We start from the raw sequence: 23,908 nt of genomic DNA on the forward strand, positions 1-23,908 counted from the left end.
TTATTCAGACCGACCACAACGCGGCCGTCTTTTTACTACAAGAAATCTGCAGTCTGCTTATAACCTAACCGTCTTCAACCGAAGACTGTTCGTTACGACCGATACGGAACTGAGGGCCATAGCTGCCCCGGCAATCATTGGGTTGAGCAGAAAACCGTTGATTGGATATAATAAACCAGCCGCCAGCGGAATACCGATAAGGTTGTAGATGAAAGCCCAGAATAAGTTTTGCCGGATGGTCTGCACCGTCTTCTTCGACAGGTACAACGCCTTCGGTACGCTGGTCAGGTCCGAGGTGATGAGCGTCATTTTGGCTACATCCATCGCAATATCCGACCCATGCCCCATGGCAATGCTTACATCGGCCTGGGCCAGTGCCTGCGAGTCATTGATCCCATCGCCAATCATGGCAACGACGCTGCCTTTTGCCTGTAACTGTTTAATGAAATCGGCCTTTTCGGTCGGCAGTACTTCCGCCCGGTAATCCTGAATACCGACGGCCCGCGCCACCGCCCCTGCGGTCTGCTCGTTGTCGCCCGTTAACATATAGACCGCAATGCCGCGCTGTTTGAGCGTATTAATGGCTTCGGACGATGTTTCCTTAACCGGGTCGGCAATGGCCAGTATGGCCAGCACACGCTGATCGTTGGCAAAGAAGACCACCGTTTTTGCTTCCTGTTGCCACTGCGTTGCCCATTTTTGTACGGCAGCATCGGCCACAATCGTGCGGTTAGCCAGCGAGCGGGCATTCCCGATACTATAGGTTTTACCCGCGTAAGAACCCGAAACACCCTGCCCTGTCAGGCTTTCGAATGTATCCAGAGCGACGCCCGTCAAATCCGGATAATCATGTCGTACCTTCTCGACCACCGCTGATGCCAGTGGGTGCTCCGACTGCGATTCCAGGGCGTATAGAACGGGCAGCAATGTCGCTGCTTCCGGTCCCGCTACCTGCCACGCTACATCCGTAACGGTAGGTTTACCCTGCGTGATTGTTCCCGTTTTATCCAGCACCACGGCGTTGACCCGGTAACCAAGTTCCAGACTTTCGGCATCTTTGATCAGGATATTGTTATCAGCCCCTTTGCCTACACCTACCATAATAGCGGTAGGCGTGGCTAGCCCCAGCGCGCAGGGACAGGCAATAACCAGCACCGTAACCGACGTAAGTAATGCATGAGTAAACGCATTCTCCCCCGCAAACACCATCCAGGCGACAAAAGTAAGTATGGCAATTCCCAGCACAATCGGCACAAAAATACCGGCAATTTTATCGACTAGTTTCTGTACCGGTGCTTTGCTTCCCTGTGCTTCCTGCACCAGCCGGATAATTTGCGCCAGCACCGTATCTCCCCCAACTTTTTGCGCTGTAAAGCGAAAAGCCCCTGTCTGATTAATGGTTCCGGCAAAGACCGAGGCTCTCTTTTTCTTTTCTACCGGCACGGGTTCCCCGGAAATCATACTTTCGTCCACAAAAGATGACCCCGACTCAACCAGCCCATCTACCGGAATTTTTTCGCCGGGCCGCACCACAAGTACCTGCCCTACCTGAACCTGCGCAATGGGCAGGTCGCGTTCGTTGCCGTTTTCCACAACACGAACGGTGTTAGGCTGCAATCCAATCAATTTCCTTATGGCCGATGAAGTATTAGATTTGGCTCGTTCTTCCAGCAGTTTGCCCAGCGAGATAAACGTAATGACCACCGCAGCAGCTTCAAAATAAACATCGGGGGTTAAACCACGCTGTAACCAGAATTCGGGGTTAACGGTGTTAAATGCACTAAACAGAAACGCAATTCCGGTCGACAGGGCAACGAGCGTGTCCATATTGGCTTTACCATAGCGAGCCTGTTTCCAGGCATTACTAAAATAGGAGCGACCCAGCCAAAAAACGACGGGAGCGGTCAGCCCCATCATCAGGTAGTTCTTATAACCCGCTGTTCCGGCCGGTTCCATCAGAAACATCCCGATGATTACTACGGGCAACGTAAGGATGGCGGCCCAGATGGTTCGCTTCTTCAGTGATTCGTAGTGCTTCTCCTGTGCTTCCTGCTGTACCTGCCGGGGGTCTTCCACGTTGACCACCAAATCATAACCGATTGACTGTATGACCTGCTGCAAGCCCGTTGGCGAAACCACCTTCGGGTCATAATCCACCGTGGCCGACTGGTTGGCGTAGTTTACAGTGGCCTGCGCAACGCCCGGCGTATTGTTCAGCATCGACTCCACACTCACCGCACAGGCAGCGCAGCTCATTTCCAGCACGGGAAACTGTTCATGCGCCAATGCTGAATTTGCCTTTTTATTCGTAACAGGCTTACTGGCCTGGGTCATTTTATCCGTCGGTATCATATCTTTATGAGCACAATATCTGTCTTCCAGGCGTTCCTTTCCACCTTCAGGTACAGAACAAAAAAAGACAACCTTTGCGCTGATGTTGGCTTATATAATTCGGGTTATGTATTACATTTTGTACCAGTTCTGCGAACACCATAAAGCCTCAGGTAACAATCGCAAAAATCTAAAACCAGCCCAAAATAGCTATGCGCAGTGGTGACCTATCAGCCAGCACGAGTCATTACTATATGATGCCTGACCATGTACGCTTCCGGAAACTGCTGCCCTGGCCGGGTATCTATGCTCTTCTCATCCTGTTAACTGGTTGCCAGGATACCGAACAACAATCAAAAACGACGATCAGGCAAGCCCCAACAACGGTTGTTTCTACTGACAGCGGCTTTCAGTTACTACACTACGGAAAGCCTTACTTCATAAAAGGTGCGGGCGGAATCAGCCATCTGGAGGAGTTGGCAGCCTGTGGTGGCAACTCCATTCGGGTCTGGGATGATATTGACGCGGGACGAATTCTGGACGAAGCCCATAAACTGGGGCTTACGGTCATGTTTGGGCTGTGGGTAGAACGCGAGATGGAAGGCTTCGATTATGACGACCAGGCAGCCGTTGAGCGGCAGTACAAACGCATTCGTAAAACCATACTCCGCTACCGAAATCATCCCGCCCTACTGATGTGGTGCGTTGGCAATGAATGGGCGCAGGAAGCAGATAATTTTAAGGTTTTCGACGAGGTGAATCGGTTGGCCCGACTGGTCCACGAACTCGACCCCGGCCATCCGACCAGCACGGCTATATCGCCCGATAGCAAACGGGCCATCTGGTTAGTGAGTGAGCGATGCACGGAGATTGATATTTTAGCGGTGAACTCCTACGGCCTGACCGCCCGGCTGGACGAGTTTTTCCGGGAAGGGGGCTGGAAAAAACCTTACCTTATTTCTGAATACGGTGCCCCGGCCTACTGGGAAGTACCCACCGCTCCCTGGGGTGCTCCCGATGAACCAAACAGTCAGCAGAAAGTAGGTTTCGTCCGTCAGTTTTACCAGCAATACATTGCCCCCCGGCCACCTAACTGCCTGGGAGCTTACTTATTTTACTGGGGCAGCAAGCAGGAGGAAACCCATACCTGGTTCAGTATTTTCGATGAGCAGCGACGGCAAACACCCCTGGTTGGGCTGATGCAGGAACTCTGGCGAGGCACAAAACCAACCAATATGGCCCCGGTTATGCAACAACTACTGATTAATGGAAAAGCAGTTGTACACCGTTCGTTCCCTCTTTCGGACACCCTGCATCGGGCAGAAATACAAGTAACTGACCCCGAACGGGATTCACTAACATACGAGTGGGTTATGAAGCGACGGGCGCAACCGGGTTCCGACTATGTTGGCGTTCCCAGACCAGCCATCCAGGGGTTAATGACCCGTTCAGATTTGGCGATCATTCAGTTTCGCCTTCCTCAAAAACCAGGCGCTTATCGGCTGTTCGTGAACGTGTTCGATACCCACGAGCACGTAGCAACCGCCAACTTCTCCTTTCAGATTACTACCCGAAAGTCTGGTCAGTAAATCAATCTGTTCTGGCGGACACGAGCATCTCCCGGTAGGTACGCCACTCGTTTTCATCCCTGAAAATAACGCCCCGGACGGTTGGATAACGCTCCTGCACCAACTCAATGGCTTCACTCGTCCATTGGACGGTATTCGTTGGTCCGGCTACCGATGCCAGATTCGTAATAAGTATCGGTTTCTGACGAATACTGTACGCAGGATGCGTGCGTATGGCTGTATGAGAAAGCTGAAAGAGGGCGGCAAAAGAGTGACTTTTCCTGTCAGGAGCCTGGCTCGGGTCATTCGTTACATTGAAGCCCAGCCAGTCAACGAAACTGTTTCCCGGATAATGCGTCACCAGCGTTGAGGGTAGAAAAGGGCACCACACCCAGGTAATATTAGTCGCTTTCTGGTCGTGGCAATATTGTACTACATGCTGCCACGCCTGTCGGCACAGGATTAGGTTATCCGTATGCTCCACGCCCCAGGGCCGGGCTACATTGTCAAACTCCGGCATAAAACTCGCAAACACGAACCGGTTGTACGCCCGCGTTTCGAGCACGAAGCGATGGAGAGCCGCATCGCGCTCACCCCGGATAATACTAAGCAGGAACGCACGAACAGCCATTTCCGAACCGGATTCCATGTTCGCTGGCTCGATGTATAACAGGGGTAGCTGATTGAGTACGTCCAGTTTGGGTGGGAGTGGAATAATAGACCGGGCCTCAACCGACCAGTTTAGATGGTAAGGAATGATGGGCCGGGAAGAGACAGGGGTACCAGCCGCTGGCAAGTGTTGATACAAAGCCATTCCTACGTAAAAAGGCTGCGTGTTGGCGTAGCGTAAATTTTGGGGTATGGTACCCGTTGTCTTTCGATAGGTAAACACCCCCATCCCAATAGTCAGGATCAAAACACCCCCAAAAAGCGGGACAACAGCCCGGCGGAGCCATTTGTATAGGCTATACCGTATAGTCCACACCCGAACACGGACGTTCCAGACTTGCGCCCGACGGGCAGATAGGCGGCTTACCCAATTCCTTATGCCTACTAACATTTTCTCCTGCCCAACCAGCACGTTCAGCATCAGGATGAGGGCATTCAGTAAGCCAAAACCAATCATTAGCTGGAAATAAATATTATTCAGAGCGAACCGCCCGTACCAATAAATGCTGTACGCAATGGTTAACAGCGTCAGGACACTCATCAATAAATTGGGTAATATCAACAGAATATGATTGCGGGGCCGGTCATCTTTTGGCGTAGGAATATAGGGCACCTTCACCCGGAACAGCGTGTACACAAAACCCAGCACATATACCCACCAGGTCCCGCTGGCCAGAATCCCCCCTGCCAGGTGAAACCCTGCTTCGTGCCGTTCAATCAGCCACCGCTGGGCGTATTGCCGAACCAGAAAGCCAGTCAGCATAAGCGGAATATAAACCGTACCGAATAACAGCAAGTCCAGTTGAAGCGGCAGCTTCATCGTCATCAGCGATAGAATCGGGATGAGTAAATCAATCAGTTGTACCACACCCAGCAGATAATACAGGGGCAGGGTGGCGTAGTGAAGCCGTTGCAATCCCGTTAACCCCCCAAATACCTTCGGGTACGTTGTAAACAGCAGCTCGAATGTCCCTCTGGCCCATTTGAGCTGCTGTTTGTAATAAGCTGACAGGGTAGCGGGTACCAAACCATAGGATAGCGGCAGGGGCACATAAACGGATTGCCATCCCCCGGCATGGAGCCGCATAGCCGTGTGCATATCCTCCGACAGTCCGTTGGCGTGGCCACCAATTGAATCCAGCGCACGTCGGCGGAACGTACAGTTGGCGCCAATGGCCTGCGCTGTACCGTAGTTCCCCATACAGGTCATCATGGGTCCGTAAAAGCTGTATGTCTGTTCAGAAGCCCCAAACGCCACGAGGCTCTCTTTGTGATTGTAGTAGCCCTGTACACACTGCACGAACCCCACAGCCGGGTTTTCGAAATAAGGAAGAACCTGGTCTAAAAAGCTGGGGATAGGAACATGGTCGGGGTCAATGACGAGGCAGATTTCGCCGGTTGCCTGCCGGAGGGCATTGTTGATATTACCCGCTTTAGCATCAATTTTATCCGGTCTCGTTACATGAATCACCCCCAGTTCAGCGCATATCTCTTGTAAATAAGGGTCATTGACTTCATCGCAGAGGTATGTCGTATGTGGGTAAGTAATTCGCTGAATAGCCCGCAGCGTATTGACAACCATCTCTTTCGGCTCGCCGTCGCAGTAGGTAGTCAGCACATCAACTGTCCAGGTGCGGGTGGTTTTTGGTGTAGCGGCTGGTTTTACACGCCAGTAATGGTACCATTCATGCAGCAAGCGCAGTAACTTGAACAGCACGGATATTGTCAGCAGGATGAACAGCCAGGATACGCCCCGGTTCTGGGGCTGAAAGTATACCCACAGGAAGGCAGCCATGAACAGCAGACCAATACCAATGAGTACCCGTATTGGCCAGTTATCACCCGGCCGGGATGAAAAAGAGTAATTTTCGTTTTGAGACTTGGTCGTAAAGGCAGGCCATTTCATTGGCTGGATAAGTTAAGTATCAGTCTGATTTAGACTTTATTCCTGTAGAAAGGTCAACCTTTTCGTCCAGTTGAATACCTGCCATTCAGGATGGACTTGCCCACAAGTAGTCTGCTGATGGGGGCTTAACACCATCAGTGAGGTGGAGATATGTCATGCCGTTTTTTTAACCGGCTAATAAAGTTTGCAGAAAGGGTAGCAACAGCTATCGATAAAGCAGGCTACTCCGAAAATCCTATACACTCTCTTCATGTTTCATGAACCGTAAAAAAGATGGTTAACATGTCGTTAGTTTAACTGGCCATACGGTAGAGAGTGGCTACGCTACTGTAAGTAGCTGTTCAGACAGAAATGAACGCACGAATAAGGAGACATGATACCAACTGCTGGTACCTGGCCCCTCATTCTTTTACCCCTTCAAATCTGAATTATTCCTATTATCGGACACGTAAAAACCTGGAGTAGCAGGCCCGTTCGCATCGGGGTAACAGCAGCAGTGTATCGGCCCGAAAAGCCACCCCCTGCCGAAAGGGAACAGTAGCCCGGTTGGTAGTAATGTACAGGTTTACACCTAAACTGTCCCGACTCGTTGAATCGACCCGGAAGTACTTAATGGGCGCGTAGTAGGTCATTTCACTCCCGTTGGCACTCAGCTTACCGTCCGGCGCAAAAGTGATGGTTTGTGGGTAGGCTACGGAATATTTCCGGGTTACATCAATCGTTTTTGTTATTCGGATGGAGTCTTTTACGTAACGGTCTTTCACGAAAACCGAATCCTTTATGTAAACGCCATTCACAATGGCCGAGTCGATTTTATACCCACCTTTCACAAAAACCGAATCAATCCGATAGTAAGCACTGTCGGATTGATAGAGTCGCTCTACCAGTCGCCACGTACCGATAATGCGGGGGTCGCTCGCACCAGGCGAAAATTCAGCCGTATTGTCCTGACATCGAATCAGTATACGAGCCAGAAGTAAAGCGACAGTTAGGTAAACGATTTTTTTCACAAGTCAGTGGGTAGCTCGTAACACTAACGAACAGCCTGTTTCTACCATTGCCTTGCCGGGTTTATCTGAAGAAAATAGCTGCATGAGGCTACTTAAACAAACTCAATGCCCCGTTCTTTGGCATCAGAAACAAAGTTTTTCACTTTCTGCTCTTCTTCTTTCCGGCAAATCATCAGCACATTGTCGTATTCGGCTACAATATAGCCGTCCAGCCCATTCACAACCACCAGCCGGTCTTTAGGAGTTTTAATGATGCAGTTTTTGGTATCGTACAGCATGATATGGCCGTCGATTACGTTGAAATCCGCGTTTTTTTCCGAAACTTCATACAGTGATTTCCACGTACCCAGGTCCGACCAGCCAAAATCACTCAGCACGACATACACGTTCTTCGCTTTTTCCATCACACCGTTGTCGATGGAAATACTTTGCGTAAGTGAGTAGGCTTTATCGACAAAGGCTTTTTCCCGGTCGGTGTAATAGGCCTCATTACCTTCCTCAAAAATCTCGGCTACTTCGGGCAGGTACTGCGTAAATGCATGGATGATGGCCTGTACATTCCAGACGAAGATTCCCGCATTCCAGACAAATTCACCACTTTCCAGAAATTGCTGCGCCAGCTCAAGGTGCGGCTTTTCGGTGAATGTCTTTACCTTGTTAATCACATTAGTTGAACCACCATCCACTGTGGCAGTATCCACTGCGGCAGTATCTACGGTGGGAATGAACTGGATGTACCCATAGCCCGTGTCGGGGCGGCTAGGCTGAATACCCAATGTAACCAGAATTTCTTCGGATTTTGTAGCGTCGATAGCTGTCCTGATTGTTTGCTTAAACGCTTCTTCTTTGAGGATAATATGGTCGGCGGGGGCGACAACAACTATAGCATCCGGGTCTTTCTGCGCAATTTTATAACACGCATAAGCGATACAGGGTGCTGTATTTCGGGCAATGGGTTCGCACAGAACCTGGTCGTCCGTTAGTTGAGGAAGCTGTTGTTGGCAAAGGTCTTTGTACAGCGAACTGGTAACGATATAAATATTTTCGGGCGGGCAGATACCGTCAAACCGGTCGGCGGTTTGTTGAAGCAATGTCCGGCCGGTGCCCAGAACATCGTGAAATTGCTTGGGATAACTTGTCCGGCTAAAGGGCCAGAACCGCGTTCCAACACCCCCGGCCATAATAATTACATACGTATGATTCATCTGTGCTTTGCTAATTTTGTTACGAAGTTGCCATTATCTTACTGTTTTACCCCATAAAAGTTCAGGATATTTAGCGTCTGGCAACCAACGGGTATCACCGCAAAATGCGGGCCTGAATTTATTTACATTTACCAGTCTCCACCAACGGCCCGGAGCAACGCAACGGCATATTGTGCTTCCTGGCTCTTTAGTTGAACCAGTTGCTGCTCGGCCGTTAGAATTGTCCGCTGGGCATCAAGTACTTCCAGATACGTAGCCAGTCCACGCATATACAATTCGCGGTTGTACTGCTCCGTTCGGCGGGCCAGTGCTGCTGTCTGATTCTGCAAATCAATTTGCTGACGGAGTAGAGCGAGGTTGTCCAACGCCGTTTCGGCATCCCGTTGCGCCAGTTGAAGGGCCTGTTGGTACACATACTGATTCGTTTGCGCCTGCTGTTTCGACAAGGCTATTGTCTGGCGGGCGCGGTGACCTTCATAGAGCGGTACCGACGCATTGACCCCCAAAATGAAGGTGGCACTGCTGGGCGTGAACCACGGCCCAAGCCGCCCCGACAGCACCCCCCCAGAGCCAACCAGCGTAATTCGCGGTAACGTAGTATTTTGCTGTAAAGTCACCTGAGCAGTCGCTATCTGATTTTGCCGGATGTATTGAATTACATCAGGCCGACGCTGTAACTGTTCGGGTGTAACAGTTGCATACGGATAAGATGGGATGGCCACTGGCAGCAATCCAGCCGGCACCGAAAACTGGTTCTGGTCCTGCGCGCAAAGTTGAGCCAGTCCATTAACCAGTTCCTTGCGGGCACGTTCCAGCCCTTTGAGCGTTACCTGCAAACCGGCGTAGTCTGTTTCGGCGCGTTGCACGTCAATCTGGTTAATCAGTCCAACCCGGAAACGCTCCCGTAGAATACCCAGGGTCGTATCACGCGACTGGATGTTTCGCTTAAAAACGGCCTGTTCCGCATCATTACCCCGAATCAGCAAGTACGTCCGGGCAATGTCGGAAGCCAGAGAGAGTCGAAACGATTGATAGTCGGCTACGCTGGCCTGCGCCTGTAAATCGGCCACGGCAATGCCGGAGCGAATCCGTTTGAATAAATCCAGTTCGTAACTCGCATCGATGGGCAGTAGTTGAAGCGTGTTGAGCTGAAAGCGGGGTAACTCATCCGGCACAGCCGTTGAGATGGCCAGCGGACGGTGTTGCGACAGACTCTGGGTGGTGAGCAGCACCGAACTCCGAAGTGAGGGCGATAGAAACGACTGAGCCACCTTCACCCGAATGCGGGCCTCTTCCAGCCGACTCAAAGCCCCCCGCAGGTTCGGGCTATTATCCAGCCCAAGTTGAATGAGTGACTCCAGCATGGAATCACCAAATCGCTGGAAACCGCTCGTGGTAATGGCCAGCTCATTATCGGTCAAACCCGCTGTTGGAACCGGGAGCAGGGTGGTCCCACCAGCCGTTGTGGATGCCTGCGACTGGATGGTGCCAGGTGTACTGACTGGCCCCGTGCCTGTCTGTATGGTAACGGCACCACCCGTTGGGCTGACCGGAGCAACCTGAGCACATACCGGAAAAACCAATACACTTACGAACAGGATACTTACTGCAAAAAACGATTTACTTGGCGTCATCATTACTTTCTATTACTACCACTGCATCTTTGTTGATGGGTCCATATACGTGTGGAAATAACTCATTATTAGTGGCCTGCTCGTACCGGAGTTCATGAATCAGTTTGTCCGCATCGACATGCAGCACCAGCAGGTTTGGTACGTTCCGGTAATATCGGTCCATCACGCCGGGCACCTGCTCCTTCGTCGATAAGTGAATAAAGCCTTCAGTTTCCAAACTACCGGCCCTATAAACGGGCTGGTTTTCCTGTCTTGCCCATTCGTTGGCCTCAACAACATGATAAATTAGGTTCATCTATGTACTGGTAAAGGTACCCTGACACTTATTCTAATTGCACAAAAGCAAGAGGTTAGTTAATATACATTTCCCCCTGCTTCTAATTATCAGGCAATTTAGCCCTATTTACCCTAAATTCAGAGCCCATGCAATTGACTTATTCAAAGAATAAATTGATTTCACTATCTGTCCGAAGACAAGTGCAGTTTGCTCCGTCTTACCTGACAATGACCAAAAATCATCGTAATTTTGCCTTCTACCAAAAATGATTGTATCATGCCAAAGGCACAAATGAACACCGATAAGGGCACAATGACCATCGAATTTTTCGAAAAAGATGCTCCTAAAGCGGTCGATAACTTTATTTCACTAGCCAAAAAAGGATTCTACGACGGCGTTAAGTTTCACCGCGTCATCCCAAACTTCATGATTCAGGGGGGCGACCCAACCGGAACCGGTTCGGGTGGACCGGGTTATACCATCGACTGTGAATTAACGGGCGAAAACCAATACCACGACCGGGGTGTCCTGTCCATGGCTCACCGGGGACGCAACACGGGCGGTTCGCAGTTTTTCATCTGCCATAACCGGCAAAACACCGCCCACCTCGACCGTAATCATACCGTTTTTGGTAAAGTTGTCGATGGGCTTGACATAATCGATGAAATTCAGCAGGGTGACAAAATCAATAGTATCACTGTACTGGAAGAATAGAGTCCTGTTACCTTTCGTTGTTTCTTTTCAGCTTCCGCAGAAACCCAGCCCATAAACCCAGGGTTTCTGCGGAAGCTGAGATGTAAAAAATCGGGCGATTTCACGAAGACCAGTGTACGTTTTTTTGACGTTGAAACCCAAGTGCATCAACGATGCCATGCCGTTGTCGACTGTTTATCGACTTAGCCCCATCATGGCCTCGTTACCCACCCACTAAGGGTATCCTCACAGTTTGCAAATCAATACGACAAGCAGAGGGCTACCTTTTCGTACTTTTCAAGCCTACCCTCCCGCGCATTGCATCATTGATTTCTTGCCAAATGCCTAGCCGCTAAAACCTCTGGAAGTTGCAATAAACTGGCTTCCAGGGAGGGCATAGCCTGCATTACCGTACCTGAAAAGTTAGGCTTATACAAGGTTGTAAAACAAACTCGGTGAACAAAGTATTGACATGGATTCCGGGCCCGGCACGTTCCGTCCCGTCCGAAAGACGAGGATTAAACCAATCTTATTCACCATGAAGGCAAAATACACTTTCTACTCACTTGTCCTCTTGTCAGCTATAGGGCTGACCGCCTGCGAAGACCACCGTAACAGCCCGAACGCATCATTTCCGGAGCGCATCGAATTTGTGGCCGAGCGTCAGTACCCCGAAGGTATTGGGTACTCCTCCCAACTGGCCAAATTTTTGATCACGTCGATTCCGTTCGGAAAAATCGGCACGGTTGACACCGATGGTCGGTACCAGGATCTGCTCACGGACCCTGCGTTTATTGCAGGCATTGGCCTGAAAGTAGCGGGCGAGCGCGTGTTTGTCTGTAATAGCGATCAGGGGCGTTCAGTAAGAAGCACCCCGGAAACTACCCGACAAACGGCCGAACTACTGGTTTTCAACCTGAACACCCGACAACTGGAGCGTCGGACTGATCTAGCCGCGCTACTGCCAGCGGCTGAGCCAAACTTCGCCAACGATGTAACCCTGGCTCCCGACGGTACGGCATACGTGACGGACTCGTTTTCGCCGGTAATTTACAAGGTTATGCCGAATGGGGCCGCGAGCGTTCTGCTCCGGGATAACGTTCGGTTCTCCAGTATGACCTTTGGCCTGAACGGCATTGTTTACCACCCCAATAATTACCTGATTGTTGCTAACACGGGCCAGGGGAAGCTCTATAAAGTTGATCTGGCCAATGGCAATGCTGTTTCCGAGATCATAGTGGCCAATACCAGCCCTGTTGCCAACTCGTTGCCCGGCGACGGCCTCACGTTGTTAAACAACGATCTGTACGTGGTGACAGGCGGTAATCGCGTGGCTCAGGTACGCACAACTGACAACTGGCAAACAGCGTCGGTTGTTAAGTACGACGCCACCGGTTATCTGGGTGCAACAACCAGCGTTGCCGTAAACGCGCAGGTCTATACGCTTAATGCCCGTATCGGCCAGAACGCCAACGACCGGGACTTCAGTATCCAGCGTTTTCGGTAAGAACAGGTAAACGGATAAGAGGTCAAGTGGTAGCACCACTTGACCTCTTATCCGTTTACCAAATCCCGGCCAGGCAGCACATTTGCCATGGGGTTCTTAACGGCACTGGCTTTGGGGGTCTTTGCCTCACAGGGCAACGGTAGTGCTGCTTAGTTATCTGCCGCACCAGCCTGTAGAGAGGTGTTCCCCGGATTGTATCCTGCGCCGATTCTATCAGGCGATAAAATAAGGCAGTAATTTTTAATCATGAATAAACGGCGGCTTTTCGTGCTCTGACCAGCCCAATAACCGCTAACCCTATCGCTACCGCAGCACCACCCCCTGCCAAAGCGGGGACTTGTTCTACTCCCTGCTGCTCTGCGGCAATGGCCGCGTAAGCCCAGGCAAAAACCAGTATGTAGGCTACCGAACGGTATCGGTTAAAAACGATTGCTCCTACTACCAGCCCAACGATGAGAATGGCTACTGCCCAGGTTTGTTCATCCAGCCCCATCAGACTAAAATCCGTCGACTTCAGGTAAACCGCCACGTTCAGAATGGTGGCTACGGTGACCCAGCCAAAATAAATGGAGAAGGGAATGCGAGCCAGCCATGTTTCGGCTACCGATGCTTTTGCTTCGGGCATAGTCGCATTGGGGTCGGTCGCCAGGAGGGGCTGATGCCGCCTTTCGAGCAGTCGCTGCTCAATCACAACCAGCGACATCAGCATGACCAGAATAACCAGCAACGCAATCCCGATCTTTTCATTGTTGAATAACGGACTCCAGATAGCGTTGCAAAAAGCATTCAATACTACCCACCAGCCAATGGCCCGGAAACGGAGATTCGTTCGCTGAGATCCTAGCCCCTGATAAATAGCAAAGGCGAGTAAACTCAGGAAAATAAGCCCCCAAATGGCAAATGCATACCCTGCCGGTGTAATGAGTGTATGGTATTTATCGGAGATTTCGCCGTTTGTCCGACCACCGAATGCACCCGCATTGGACAGGTAATTCATCACGATCATCGTGATGATACTGAACACAACGGCAAACTGCCTGATTTTATCGTTTTGCATAAAAAACCCATTGATTGATACCTATACCAACCAATGGGGTCATGGCTTTGTTTGGCCGGTCTGTTATAGCTCCAGTATCTTGAACTCCGTTCGGCGGTTGCGTTGGTGCTCTTCCTCCGTTTTGGCGTTTTTCACAATCAACTGTGTTTCTCCATATCCTTTATAGGTGAGCCGGTCGGCATCAATACCTTTCGAAACGATGTATTCAACCGCCGATTTGGCCCGGTTCTGTGACAGCTTCTGGTTATAGGCATCGCTGGCACGTGCATCGGTATGAGAGCCTAACTCAATTTTCAGCGTTGGATTGTCCTTCAGAATCGTGACCAGTTTATCAAGCTCGTCAGCCGCATCGGGACGGATGTTATACTTATCCAGATCGTAATAGATGTTATCCAGCACAAACGTTTTATTGAGCGTTGCTTTGTCGAGCACAATAGCTACATTGAACGTTGTATCCGTTACGGGCTTGGTCAGAAACACGGGCGGAATACTTTTACCCTGCATCGTAAACGGCTCCCGGTGAGTCAGATACCCTTTTCGTTCGGCCAGAATCGTGTAGTCTTTGCCTTCCTGCAACGGGTATTTACCAAACGTGCCGGGTTGGCCCGTCGTCGCTTCAGCAATAGGTTGCCCGGTGGCATCGTCCAGAATCCGCACTTTTGCCGAATCGAGTGGCGTTGTAGGTGTTTCATTGGCCGAAACCGTACCGGCAATAAAGTAGTGAACCGTTTTGGGAGCACTGGCCGGGGGCGTCTGAACGATAACTGTCGTGTCGCGTTCAGGGCCTTCCTGGAAGAAATAAATGTCATCGTCACCCTTACCCCCCGACCGGTTCGATGCCATGTAGCCGCTCGTTGGGTCCGTATAAACCAAACCGAAATCGTCGGCGGGCGAGTTAATGGGTTGTCCCATATTTTCAACCCGCGTAACGCCACCCGAACGGGTAGCCACAAAAACGTCCAGCTTGCCCAAACCCGGATGCCCATCAGAGGCAAAATATAGTTTGGCATCAGGCCCAACATACGGAAACATCTCATCGCCGGGTGTATTAATGTCCCGGCCCATATTGACCGGGCGGCTAAACCGCCCCGATGCGTCGATGCTGGTACGATATAAATCGATACCACCGGCACCACCGGCCCGGTTTGAGGCAAAATACAACGTTTTACCATCGCCCGAAAAAGCGGGGGAACCATCCCAGGCTAACGAGTCACTAATGGGTAACCGAAGCGGTTCGCTCCATGTGCTGTTTTCCCCTAACCGACTGATAAACAGATCAACATCTAAGCCACCTTTGCGTTTACCATTGTTACCTCTGGCAAAAATCATTGTTTTTCCATCTTTTGTAAAAGCCGGTGTCCCTTCATTTACATTGCCCTGAAAGACGTTTGTGCTAAACAGTTCGGGGGCTCCTGCCGCAACAGCGCTCCCTGTTTCATCCGGATTTTGCGGTAATTTCGTTTTGTATAAACCCAGCATCGGCTGACCGTTATTTTTGTAGGTCTGCTCTTTCCGCGACGCTGTAAAAATCAACTCCTCCCCCCGCACCACGGGCGCAAATTCAGCCCCCGGCGAGTTCAGATTACCCATGTTTTTGAGATTGATGAGCGATTTGTTCTTCGCAATGAGGTCGATGGCTTTCAGTGTTTCTACCTCCTGCTTCGCCTTGTTCAGGGTAGCTTTTGCGGTGGTTTTGGGGGCGTTAGCCACGAACTGCTGTAACTGCTCCAGCGCAGCCGCGTAGTTCCCCTGCGATTTCAGCGCGTAGGCGTAGTTGAACCGCGCATCCGGTTCAGTGGTATTCGATTCGATTGCCTTCTGGTAATAAGGAACAGCTTCACCAAAACGATTCGATAATCGGTACGATTCCGCCGTATAATAATTCAGACGTGCGGGGTCAATCGTTCCCGTTGATGCCTTCTGGAATTGATTCAGCGCCAGATTGTATTCGCCAGCATCGAAATGACGAACACCTTTTTTATACGCCTGCATGGCCGAGTTGCAGCCCGTTAGCGTGAAAGCCAGACCCAACGCTACCAGCAATACAGACAACGTATTGGTTTTCATAGAGGTTAGTAAACAGAAATTGGTCAACCCGCCCAAGATAACAGAAATTCGGGCGGGTCTAACTTTTAACGAATACAATCGGCTTTTTATTGAGACATTTCCTAACGCAAAGTGGGTACCCAATGCGTAATTGACCAGGCTGGAAAATAAGCGGATCAATCAGGCATCGGGTACCCACGCGTTAGGCTTAATCTTAGGCCTGCTGTTCGATACTCATTTCCTCCGCAACATCCGTTTCGTAGGATTCCGTCGGGATACAGGAGCAGACAAGATTCCGGTCTCCGTAGGCCGAGTCGATGCGGCTAACGCTTGGCCAGAACTTCCGTGCGCGTACCTGTGGCAATGGATACACCGCTTTTTCACGACTGTAGGGACGGGTCCAGTTATCGCTAAGAGCCACCGTGGCGGTATGAGGTGCGTGTTTTAGCACGTTACTTACTCGGTCGGCGGCACCAGTTTCTATTTCCCGGATTTCGTCACGAATGGCAATCATGGCTTCGCAGAAGCGGTCGAGTTCGGCTTTCGATTCCGATTCTGTCGGCTCAATCATGAGTGTACCCGCTACCGGGAACGATACCGTTGGCGCGTGGAAACCGTAGTCCATCAGGCGTTTGGCAATATCTTCTACCTCAACCCCCGCAGCCATTTTGAACGAGCGACAGTCGATAATCATCTCGTGGGCACAACGGCCATTTGTACCGGTATATAGGGAGTCGTAATGACCATTCAAACGAGCCTTGATGTAGTTCGCGTTCAGAATAGCCCGCTTGGTGGCGTTCGTCAGCCCTTCCCCACCCATCATAGCAATGTAGGCATACGAAATAGCCAGGATACTGGCCGAGCCGTAAGGTGCTGCCGAAACCGCATGGATAGCCTGAGATCCTCCCGTATGCACGAGTGCGTGACCGGGAAGAAACGGTACTAACTGTTTGGCCACACCAATAGGTCCCATCCCCGGTCCACCGCCACCGTGCGGGATACAGAACGTTTTGTGGAGATTCAGGTGGCAGACATCCGCACCAATAGTAGCCGGGGAGGTCAGACCAACCTGGGCGTTCATGTTGGCACCATCCATGTATACCTGACCACCGTGGCGGTGAATGAGGGCGCAGATTTCCTTGATGCTCTCTTCAAATACGCCGTGTGTCGATGGGTACGTAACCATCAGGCACGACAGGTCATTGCTATACTGTTCCGCTTTGGCTTTCAGGTCGTTGATGTCAATATTGCCGCGCTCATCGCATTTCACGATAACCACTTTCATACCGGCCATTACCGCACTGGCGGGGTTTGTGCCGTGTGCCGACTGTGGAATCAGGGAGATGGTACGATGATAGTCACCCCTGCTTTCGTGATAGGCCCGGATAACCATCAGCCCGGCATACTCGCCCTGAGCACCCGAATTAGGTTGTAGTGACATGGCCGCAAAACCAGTGATTTCGCACAGCCAGTCATTCAATTCCGTAAATAACTGCTGATAACCAACCGTCTGTTCTTTCGGGGCAAAGGGGTGTAGTTTACCAAGTTCCGACCACGTAACCGGAATCATTTCGGCCGTGGCGTTCAGTTTCATGGTACAGCTACCCAGCGAAATCATCGAATGAACCAGCGACAGGTCTTTCTCTTCCAGTGATTTCAGATACCGCAGCATTTCGTGCTCCGTATGGTGCGTATTAAAAATAGGGTGTGTCAGATAATCCGACGTACGGACCAGTTGCTCCGGCCAGGTAAGTTCCAGACCATCCAGAATCGTGTCCAGATCCGACTTCACGCCAAATACGGTGAGCAGTTCCGTTAGGTCATGAACCGTTTTTGCCTCATCGAATGAAACACTTACGTGCTCACCATCGGGCAGATAACACAAATTTATCTGCGCGGCTTTTGCCGACTTTTTCAGCGACTCGGCATCGTTCACTTTTACCGTGATGGTGTCGAAATAATTTTGGGTACTCACCTCATAACCACTCCGGCGCAATGCCGTAGCGAAGGCTTTTGTTAGTCCGTGTACCTGTGCAGCAATAGCCCGGAGCCGTTGCGGACCGTGGTATACCGCGTAACTACCGGCCATAACGGCCAGCAACACCTGAGCCGTACAAATATTAGACGTGGCTTTCTCCCGTCGAATGTGTTGCTCACGCGTTTGCAGGGCCATTCGGAGAGCGGGTCTCCCTTCGGCATCCTGCGAAACGCCGATAATACGACCGGGAATTTGACGCTTGAAGGCATCGCGGGTAGCAAAAAAGGCCGCATGTGGACCACCGTAGCCCATTGGAACGCCGAAACGCTGCGACGACCCAACAACAATATCGGCCCCCATTTCGCCGGGGGAGGTTAACAGGGTCAACGCCAGCAAATCGGCAGCAACGGCAACGGTGATGTTCAGTTCGTGAGCCGCAGCAATGAGGTCGGTGTAATCAAACACCTCTCCATCCGAAGCGGGGTATTGCAGCAACATCCCAAAAATAGCGTCGCCCGTCAGGTCAACCGTACGGTGGTCGCCAACCAGGACCGTAACACCAATGGGTGTGGCACGGGTCAACAGCACATCGATGGTTTGCGGATGGCACCGCTCCGACACAAAGAAAGTACTGGCATTTTTCCGACTGGCCGGGCGCATGGCAAACAGCATGTGCATGGCTTCGGCGGCCGCCGTTCCTTCGTCCAGCAGCGATGCGTTGGCCAGGTCCATACCCGTCAGGTCCGATACGACCGTCTGGAAATTGAGTAACGCTTCCAGCCGTCCCTGGGCAATTTCGGCCTGATAAGGCGTATAGGCGGTATACCAAGCCGGATTTTCCAGAATATTCCGCAGAATAACGTTGGGCGTAATGGTATCATAATATCCAACGCCGATATACGATTTGAATACCTTATTCTGCCCTACCATCTTTTTAAAGTCGGTCAGAAACTGAATTTCCGACTTGGAAGCAGGTAAATCGAGTGGTTTCTCAAGCCGGATAGTATCTGGTACAGTTTGCTCAATGAGTTGGTCGATGGAGGTAACGCCCACTGTCTGGAGCATATCTGTCAGTGCCACGTCGGTCTGACCATGATGACGGTCTTCAAAGGATTCCTGGTAACGAAGATTCAACTTCATTGAACGATAATTTCTTTAGATGAGTGTACAGAGAAAAATGTAGGCAGGCCTCCCGTAAAATAGGTACGAAATAGTTGTTGGACTAGCCTTATTGACTTCTGGCAAACGCTTTTTTTAAACGCGTGGTTCGACTTTGTGAACAGTTTATTATACATCCTATCCCTTGACTGAGCAAGTAAAATGAATTATAATTACCACATCAAACTCTGACTGCTCTGCCCAATGGCGATATTTACAGCCGAGACCCCTTCTCTTCTCCGACGTATTTTATTACTTGAGCAACACGCTGAACAAACAAGTTTGCGAATAAAGCCCGTAGCAGCTCCCTGGCTTTCATCGTCGGCTGATTCAACCTCTACCGCTCTATTTACTACGTTGTGGGGACTCCTGTTAGCGATTCCTGTCGGCATTTATTGCCTCACCATTTACAAAAGCGCCTATAACTTTCCTTATGAGGACGATTTCAACAGCTCCCTTTCATTCGTTACGGATTTCATATTTGGGGGGCTGGGCCTGTGGGGCACCCATGAAATAGCCTGGAAAGATGTGACAGATCGTACGTTAGGCAGGCCATACACGAAGCCCGACTTTTCCTGCGTTCTCGATAAAAAAAACTTGAAACCGGGGCATTATACACGCTGGATGTATAACCAGAACCGGTAGTCCTGCAACTCTTTTGGTCCGATAATTGCCCAACGCTTTTCTATGACGACTCCAGACGGCCCACTCGTATCGGTTATTATGCCCGTTTACAATGGCGAACGTTTTCTGGGACAGGCCATTGAGAGTATACTGGACCAGAGCTACAAACAACTGGAGTTAATCATCATCAATAACGGCTCGACCGACAATACGGCTACTATTTTAGAAACGTACGCCCAGAAAGATCGCCGAATTACCATTCTTTTCCACCCGGAACCACTCGGCCATGCGGGCGAAGCCGCTTCTAACCTGGCTAGCCGACACGCGAAGGGACAGTACATCGCTAAACTCGATGCCGATGATGTAGCGGTGCCGAACCGGATCGAGAAACAGGTTACTTTTCTGGAAGCGAACCCAACTATCTTTCTGGTTGGGAGCTACCTCGAATTGATCGATAGCCAGGGTAACAAGGTAGGAGTACGTCGTTATCCACTCACCAGCGAAGCCATTTATTCGGAGTTTTACCTCAGGTTCCCCGTGGCCAATCCGGCCATTATGTACCGGAACGGTGTTGTTGCCGGTGATTTCTATACCTTACGCCACAAGTCGTTTACCGACGACTATTACAGCTTGTTTGTACATCTTCACAACGGTTTGTTGTTCGCTAATTTACCTGAACCACTCACCCTTTACCGGGTCCATGACAGCAATACAGTGTTTACAAACCTACGGAAGAAATGGATGATTAACCTGGGGGTAAAGAAGGCTTTTGTACACGATTTCGGGTATCATCCTCCATGGAATCATCGAATTAGAATCAGACTTATTACACTGTTCATCAATACATTACCAGAAAAAATGTTGGTTAAATTCATGAATCAGGCCCGTCAACTTTTAAACGCTTAAGCAGCATGATTAGCCGATTGGTCCGATTAGGATCGCAAGTAGTATGGAACGGCATAAGAGCTATTCCCCCTTATATTGACGGTTACCTGCAACTCAGAAAGCAACTGCACAGTCGCACCGATTTCCCGGTACGCAGTTACTACCCGGCCTTGTTTGACCGGTATGACGAGAGCGGTCATCTGATAAAACATTATTTTCAACAGGATTTATTTGTAGCGCAGCAAATCTTCAAAAACACCCCCGTTCGTCATCTCGACATCGGCTCTCGAATTGATGGATTTGTGGCCCACGTGGCTACGTTCAGACCCATTGAAATCCTCGATATTCGTCCGTTAAACCGGCCCATCCCCAACGTAAGTTTCCGGCAAGCGGACCTGATGGCCCTACCTCCTGACCTCCATCACTATTCCGACTCCATATCGGCCCTGCACGCCATTGAGCACTTCGGCCTGGGCCGTTATGGCGACCCGATCGATGTGGATGGGCACCTGAAGGCACTAGCCAATATCCTTCAGATTCTGAAGCCTGGTAGATGGTTCTATTTCTCTTTGCCAATTGGCCCCAGGGTATTGTGTACAATGCACATTGGGTTTTCGATCTGTCTTACCTCATTCAACTATCTGAGAAGCAGTACACGATTGTATATCTTTCGTGTATAGATTATAATGAGCAACTTGTGATTGACGCCGATTGGCAGTCATATGCCGTACAATCTAATTTTGGCTGTACTTATGGATGTGGCATCTTTGAATTGATTAAGCATAACTAACCTATGGAAATAGCTGCCGGACAAGAGAAAGCTAAACGCTGGATTAATTGCTTACTACCTAATGTAGCCCTGAAAAATGTGGCCACTCGCAAATCCTGGTTGAAAAATCCGCTGGCTGCGCTTCCCGCCGGTCTTAAGATACTGGATGCACGTGCAGGCGAGTTACAATATAAACCCTGGTGTACCCATCTGGATTACGTAAGCCAGGATTTTAACCAGTACGACGGGAAAGGCGACGAATCGGATTTACAGACCAGTGAGTTCGACACATCCAGAATCGACCTTGTATTAAACATTACAGCTATTCCGATAACAGACGAGTCATTTGATGTAGTTATGTGCATTGAGGTCCTTGAGCATGTGCCTGATCCGAATCGGGCCGTGCAGGAATTAACCCGTGTACCCAGAAAGGTAGGAATCCTTATTATTACTACCCCGTTTTGCAGTATTACTCACTTCTCACCTTACCATTTTACCACTGGTTTCAATGGGTATTTCTACCAGCAGGTACTTGGTGAACATTACAACATTCTGGAAGTTACGGCCAATGGAAATTTTTACGAATACCTGGCTCAGGAAATTGTGCGGGTGCCTATGGTGGCTCATACATACTCAAAATTCAGGGTTAGCCCCATTGAGATGGGGTGGCTGATACTGGCGCTACGTGTACTGAATCGGTTGAACAGGCATGCCAACGCATCGAGCGATATTCTTTGTTTCGGTTACCATTTCCGATGTATTAAAAAATAGTCCCTTACAATCAAAATACAGTGTTACTATGGTTGTAGTTGAGTTGATGGGGGGTCTCGGTAATCAGATGTTTCAGTATGCCTTTGGTATGCAACTGGCACACCAACGGCAGGATACACTTACCGTCAGCACCTTTTTGCTGAGTAATAAATTGCTGGCCAACCTGCGGAACTATACCTACCGCCCTTTTGAGTTGTGTATATTTGGTATCGATAAACCAAAAGCATCGCCTTTTAATCTACTACGTGCCTTACTGCCTTTTGACCTGAATACATCACTACTTCGTGAAACAGATGATCCGGAAGCGGTCATCCCGGCAGCCTCCGCTCGGATAGTCTGTGTAGGCTATTGGCAGTCTGAACACTATTTTGAGGAAGTGACAGTCCATGTACGGGAGAAATTCATTTTCCGTCAACCCTTCAATTCCTTCACAAGCCGACTGGCCAATAACCTAAACGGCATACCTAACTCCGTATTTGTTCATATCCGCCGGGGCGATTATGTAACTAACAAAGGAGCCAACGCACATCACGGTCTCTGCGACCGAACGTACTATGAACGCGCCGTTACCTTCATGCGTGAGCATCTGGAAAACCCTCTCTTTTTTATTTTTTCCGATGACCTGGAATGGGTAAGCCAGGAACTAGGCCCTATATTGGAACCAGCAACGTATGTGGGTGGTAATCAAAAAAATGATAGCTGGCAGGATATGTATCTGATGAGCTTATGCCGCCACGCTATCGTCGCCAACAGTTCATTCAGCTGGTGGGGTGCCTGGCTCAGTCCTCACGCCAGTAAAATAGTAGTAGCGCCAAAAGAGTGGTTTGGCAAACCTCTTTTACCGGTCAAGACAAATGACCTTATCCCTAATTCATGGATAAGAATTTAGCTAACTAAACTACCATCGGCTAAAAGACCGATGGGTTTGATTTCGGCTGAAGCCGACTAAAGAAACAAAAACAAAACGAGTAGTGATTTTTCTGCTGCTCCAAAGAGTAAAACTGAACAGGGCCGCCTGAGCGGTCTTCGCCTAAAGGCGAGGGATTTACCCCCAGATTGATACATTAATTTAAATAAACATCTGTCCGATGATTCGTCAACTAGTAGCGCCTTATTGGCACATTTTCTATGATTTGCTTATGGCTGGCCGTAGGAAAAAATTTTACGGTACACTTGTTAAACCAGGTGATTTGTGCTTCGACATAGGCGCGAACATTGGCGATAGAACTAGTATTTTTCTAGCTCTCAATACCCGTGTTGTAGCCGTTGAACCTCAACCTGCCTGTGTGCAGCGGCTGGAACGTCGTTTTGGAAATCAGATTACCATTGTAGCCAAAGGTGTAGGAGCAGAAGAAGGTTATTTACCTATGCACCTTAGTAATGCAAATACACTATCGAGTTTTTCCGAAGAGTGGATTAATAAAGTACAACAGGAACGTTTTGCTCAATATGAATGGAATGAAACAATTACGGTTCCAATTATAACACTTGATAAGTTAATTGCTACCTATGGTGTACCTTCTTTCTGCAAAGTTGATGTAGAAGGATTTGAAGTACAAGTTCTGCGAGGATTAACGCAGCCATTACCTATGATTTCACTTGAATATACTGTACCTGAAGCTAAAGAAAATTTATTAGAAGTTATTGAGCGACTTGATTCTCTTTCAGAAAGTATGCGCTTCAACTATTCTCCCGGCGAAAGTATGCGACTGGCCCTTCCCGATTATATACCAGCATCTGATTTTAAACAACTTGTAAACAGCCCAAATTTTAAGAAATCAAAATTTGGGGATGTATATGCAAAAAGTAGTCAGTAGAAC

General features: G+C 49.8%; 18 protein-coding genes. 9 read left to right on the forward strand and 9 right to left on the reverse strand.

Features of this window, described 5'->3' with window-relative positions; all coding sequences use genetic code 11:
- Positions 1 to 57: 57 nt before the first annotated feature.
- Positions 58 to 2,352 (reverse strand): heavy metal translocating P-type ATPase, encoded by a 2,295-nt coding sequence (locus tag B157_RS0114585; protein WP_020604038.1) that lies wholly within the window; start codon positions 2,350 to 2,352, stop codon positions 58 to 60.
- A 191-nt stretch (positions 2,353 to 2,543) separates the two neighbouring features.
- Between B157_RS0114585 and B157_RS0114590 the strand changes: the two genes are divergently transcribed.
- Positions 2,544 to 3,920: a glycoside hydrolase family 2 TIM barrel-domain containing protein gene (locus B157_RS0114590; protein WP_020604039.1), complete on the forward strand. Its 1,377-nt coding sequence runs from the start codon at positions 2,544 to 2,546 to the stop codon at positions 3,918 to 3,920.
- Between the two features lies 1 nt (position 3,921).
- On the opposite strand, the gene B157_RS0114595 is transcribed toward B157_RS0114590, so the two are convergent.
- The 5 genes from B157_RS0114595 to B157_RS0114615 all read right to left on the reverse strand — a co-directional run bounded on the left by B157_RS0114595 (position 3,922) and on the right by B157_RS0114615 (position 10,618).
- On the reverse strand, positions 3,922 to 6,474 hold the full coding sequence (locus B157_RS0114595) for a glycosyltransferase family 2 protein (protein WP_020604040.1): 2,553 nt from the start codon (positions 6,472 to 6,474) through the stop codon (positions 3,922 to 3,924).
- Between the two features lie 437 nt (positions 6,475 to 6,911).
- Positions 6,912 to 7,484 (reverse strand): hypothetical protein, encoded by a 573-nt coding sequence (locus B157_RS0114600; protein WP_020604041.1) that lies wholly within the window; start codon positions 7,482 to 7,484, stop codon positions 6,912 to 6,914.
- A 92-nt stretch (positions 7,485 to 7,576) separates the two neighbouring features.
- Positions 7,577 to 8,689 carry a mannose-1-phosphate guanylyltransferase gene (locus tag B157_RS0114605; protein WP_020604042.1) on the reverse strand — a complete coding sequence of 371 codons (1,113 nt, stop codon included), beginning with the start codon at positions 8,687 to 8,689 and terminating at the stop codon, positions 7,577 to 7,579.
- A 128-nt stretch (positions 8,690 to 8,817) separates the two neighbouring features.
- Entirely contained in the window at positions 8,818 to 10,323 is a 1,506-nt protein-coding gene (locus tag B157_RS0114610; protein WP_020604043.1) for a TolC family protein, read from the reverse strand.
- Positions 10,310 to 10,618, reverse strand: a complete 309-nt coding sequence (locus tag B157_RS0114615) for a DUF952 domain-containing protein (RefSeq protein WP_020604044.1) — start codon at positions 10,616 to 10,618, stop codon at positions 10,310 to 10,312. Before B157_RS0114615 ends, B157_RS0114610 begins: the two co-directional genes overlap by 14 nt.
- A 258-nt stretch (positions 10,619 to 10,876) precedes the next feature.
- Here B157_RS0114615 and B157_RS0114620 point away from each other — a divergent pair, with 258 nt between their 5' ends.
- Both B157_RS0114620 and B157_RS0114630 read left to right on the forward strand, forming a co-directional pair.
- The gene (locus B157_RS0114620) at positions 10,877 to 11,314 is read left to right on the forward strand and encodes a peptidylprolyl isomerase (protein ID WP_026308706.1); all 438 of its coding nucleotides are present in this window, start codon (positions 10,877 to 10,879) and stop codon (positions 11,312 to 11,314) included.
- A 517-nt stretch (positions 11,315 to 11,831) separates the two neighbouring features.
- Positions 11,832 to 12,800, forward strand: coding sequence for an SMP-30/gluconolactonase/LRE family protein (locus B157_RS0114630; protein ID WP_020604047.1), 969 nt, complete (start codon positions 11,832 to 11,834; stop codon positions 12,798 to 12,800).
- 244 nt (positions 12,801 to 13,044) lie between these two features.
- On the opposite strand, the gene B157_RS0114635 is transcribed toward B157_RS0114630, so the two are convergent.
- The 3 genes from B157_RS0114635 to gcvP form a co-directional block, all read right to left on the reverse strand.
- Positions 13,045 to 13,857, reverse strand: coding sequence for a TspO/MBR family protein (locus tag B157_RS0114635; RefSeq protein ID WP_020604048.1), 813 nt, complete (start codon positions 13,855 to 13,857; stop codon positions 13,045 to 13,047).
- Between the two features lie 63 nt (positions 13,858 to 13,920).
- Complete coding sequence (locus tag B157_RS0114640) at positions 13,921 to 15,924, reverse strand: CHU_0125 family OmpA-like outer membrane integrity protein (protein WP_020604049.1); 2,004 nt, start codon at positions 15,922 to 15,924, stop codon at positions 13,921 to 13,923.
- A 193-nt stretch (positions 15,925 to 16,117) separates the two neighbouring features.
- Positions 16,118 to 19,021, reverse strand: a complete 2,904-nt coding sequence (gene gcvP, locus B157_RS0114645) for an aminomethyl-transferring glycine dehydrogenase (RefSeq protein ID WP_020604050.1) — start codon at positions 19,019 to 19,021, stop codon at positions 16,118 to 16,120.
- 222 nt (positions 19,022 to 19,243) lie between these two features.
- Here gcvP and B157_RS35425 point away from each other — a divergent pair, with 222 nt between their 5' ends.
- From B157_RS35425 to B157_RS35435, 6 genes are all read left to right on the forward strand, one after another.
- Positions 19,244 to 19,684, forward strand: coding sequence for a hypothetical protein (locus B157_RS35425; RefSeq protein ID WP_157618448.1), 441 nt, complete (start codon positions 19,244 to 19,246; stop codon positions 19,682 to 19,684).
- Between the two features lie 42 nt (positions 19,685 to 19,726).
- The gene (locus tag B157_RS0114655; RefSeq protein WP_157618449.1) at positions 19,727 to 20,569 is read left to right on the forward strand and encodes a glycosyltransferase family 2 protein; all 843 of its coding nucleotides are present in this window, start codon (positions 19,727 to 19,729) and stop codon (positions 20,567 to 20,569) included.
- A 5-nt stretch (positions 20,570 to 20,574) separates the two neighbouring features.
- On the forward strand, positions 20,575 to 21,228 hold the full coding sequence (locus B157_RS35430) for a DUF268 domain-containing protein (protein ID WP_052647001.1): 654 nt from the start codon (positions 20,575 to 20,577) through the stop codon (positions 21,226 to 21,228).
- A gap of 113 nt (positions 21,229 to 21,341) precedes the next feature.
- Positions 21,342 to 22,088: a class I SAM-dependent methyltransferase gene (locus B157_RS0114665; RefSeq protein ID WP_020604053.1), complete on the forward strand. Its 747-nt coding sequence runs from the start codon at positions 21,342 to 21,344 to the stop codon at positions 22,086 to 22,088.
- A 28-nt stretch (positions 22,089 to 22,116) separates the two neighbouring features.
- A complete protein-coding gene (locus B157_RS0114670) occupies positions 22,117 to 22,977 on the forward strand; it encodes an alpha-1,2-fucosyltransferase (protein WP_020604054.1) in 861 nt (286 codons plus the stop codon).
- Positions 22,978 to 23,176: 199 nt separating this feature from the next.
- Complete coding sequence (locus B157_RS35435) at positions 23,177 to 23,905, forward strand: FkbM family methyltransferase (RefSeq protein ID WP_020604055.1); 729 nt, start codon at positions 23,177 to 23,179, stop codon at positions 23,903 to 23,905.
- Positions 23,906 to 23,908 lie beyond the last annotated feature (3 nt).

The sequence above is a fragment of the Spirosoma spitsbergense DSM 19989 genome (assembly GCF_000374085.1).
Classification (GTDB): Bacteria; Bacteroidota; Bacteroidia; order Cytophagales; family Spirosomataceae; genus Spirosoma; species Spirosoma spitsbergense.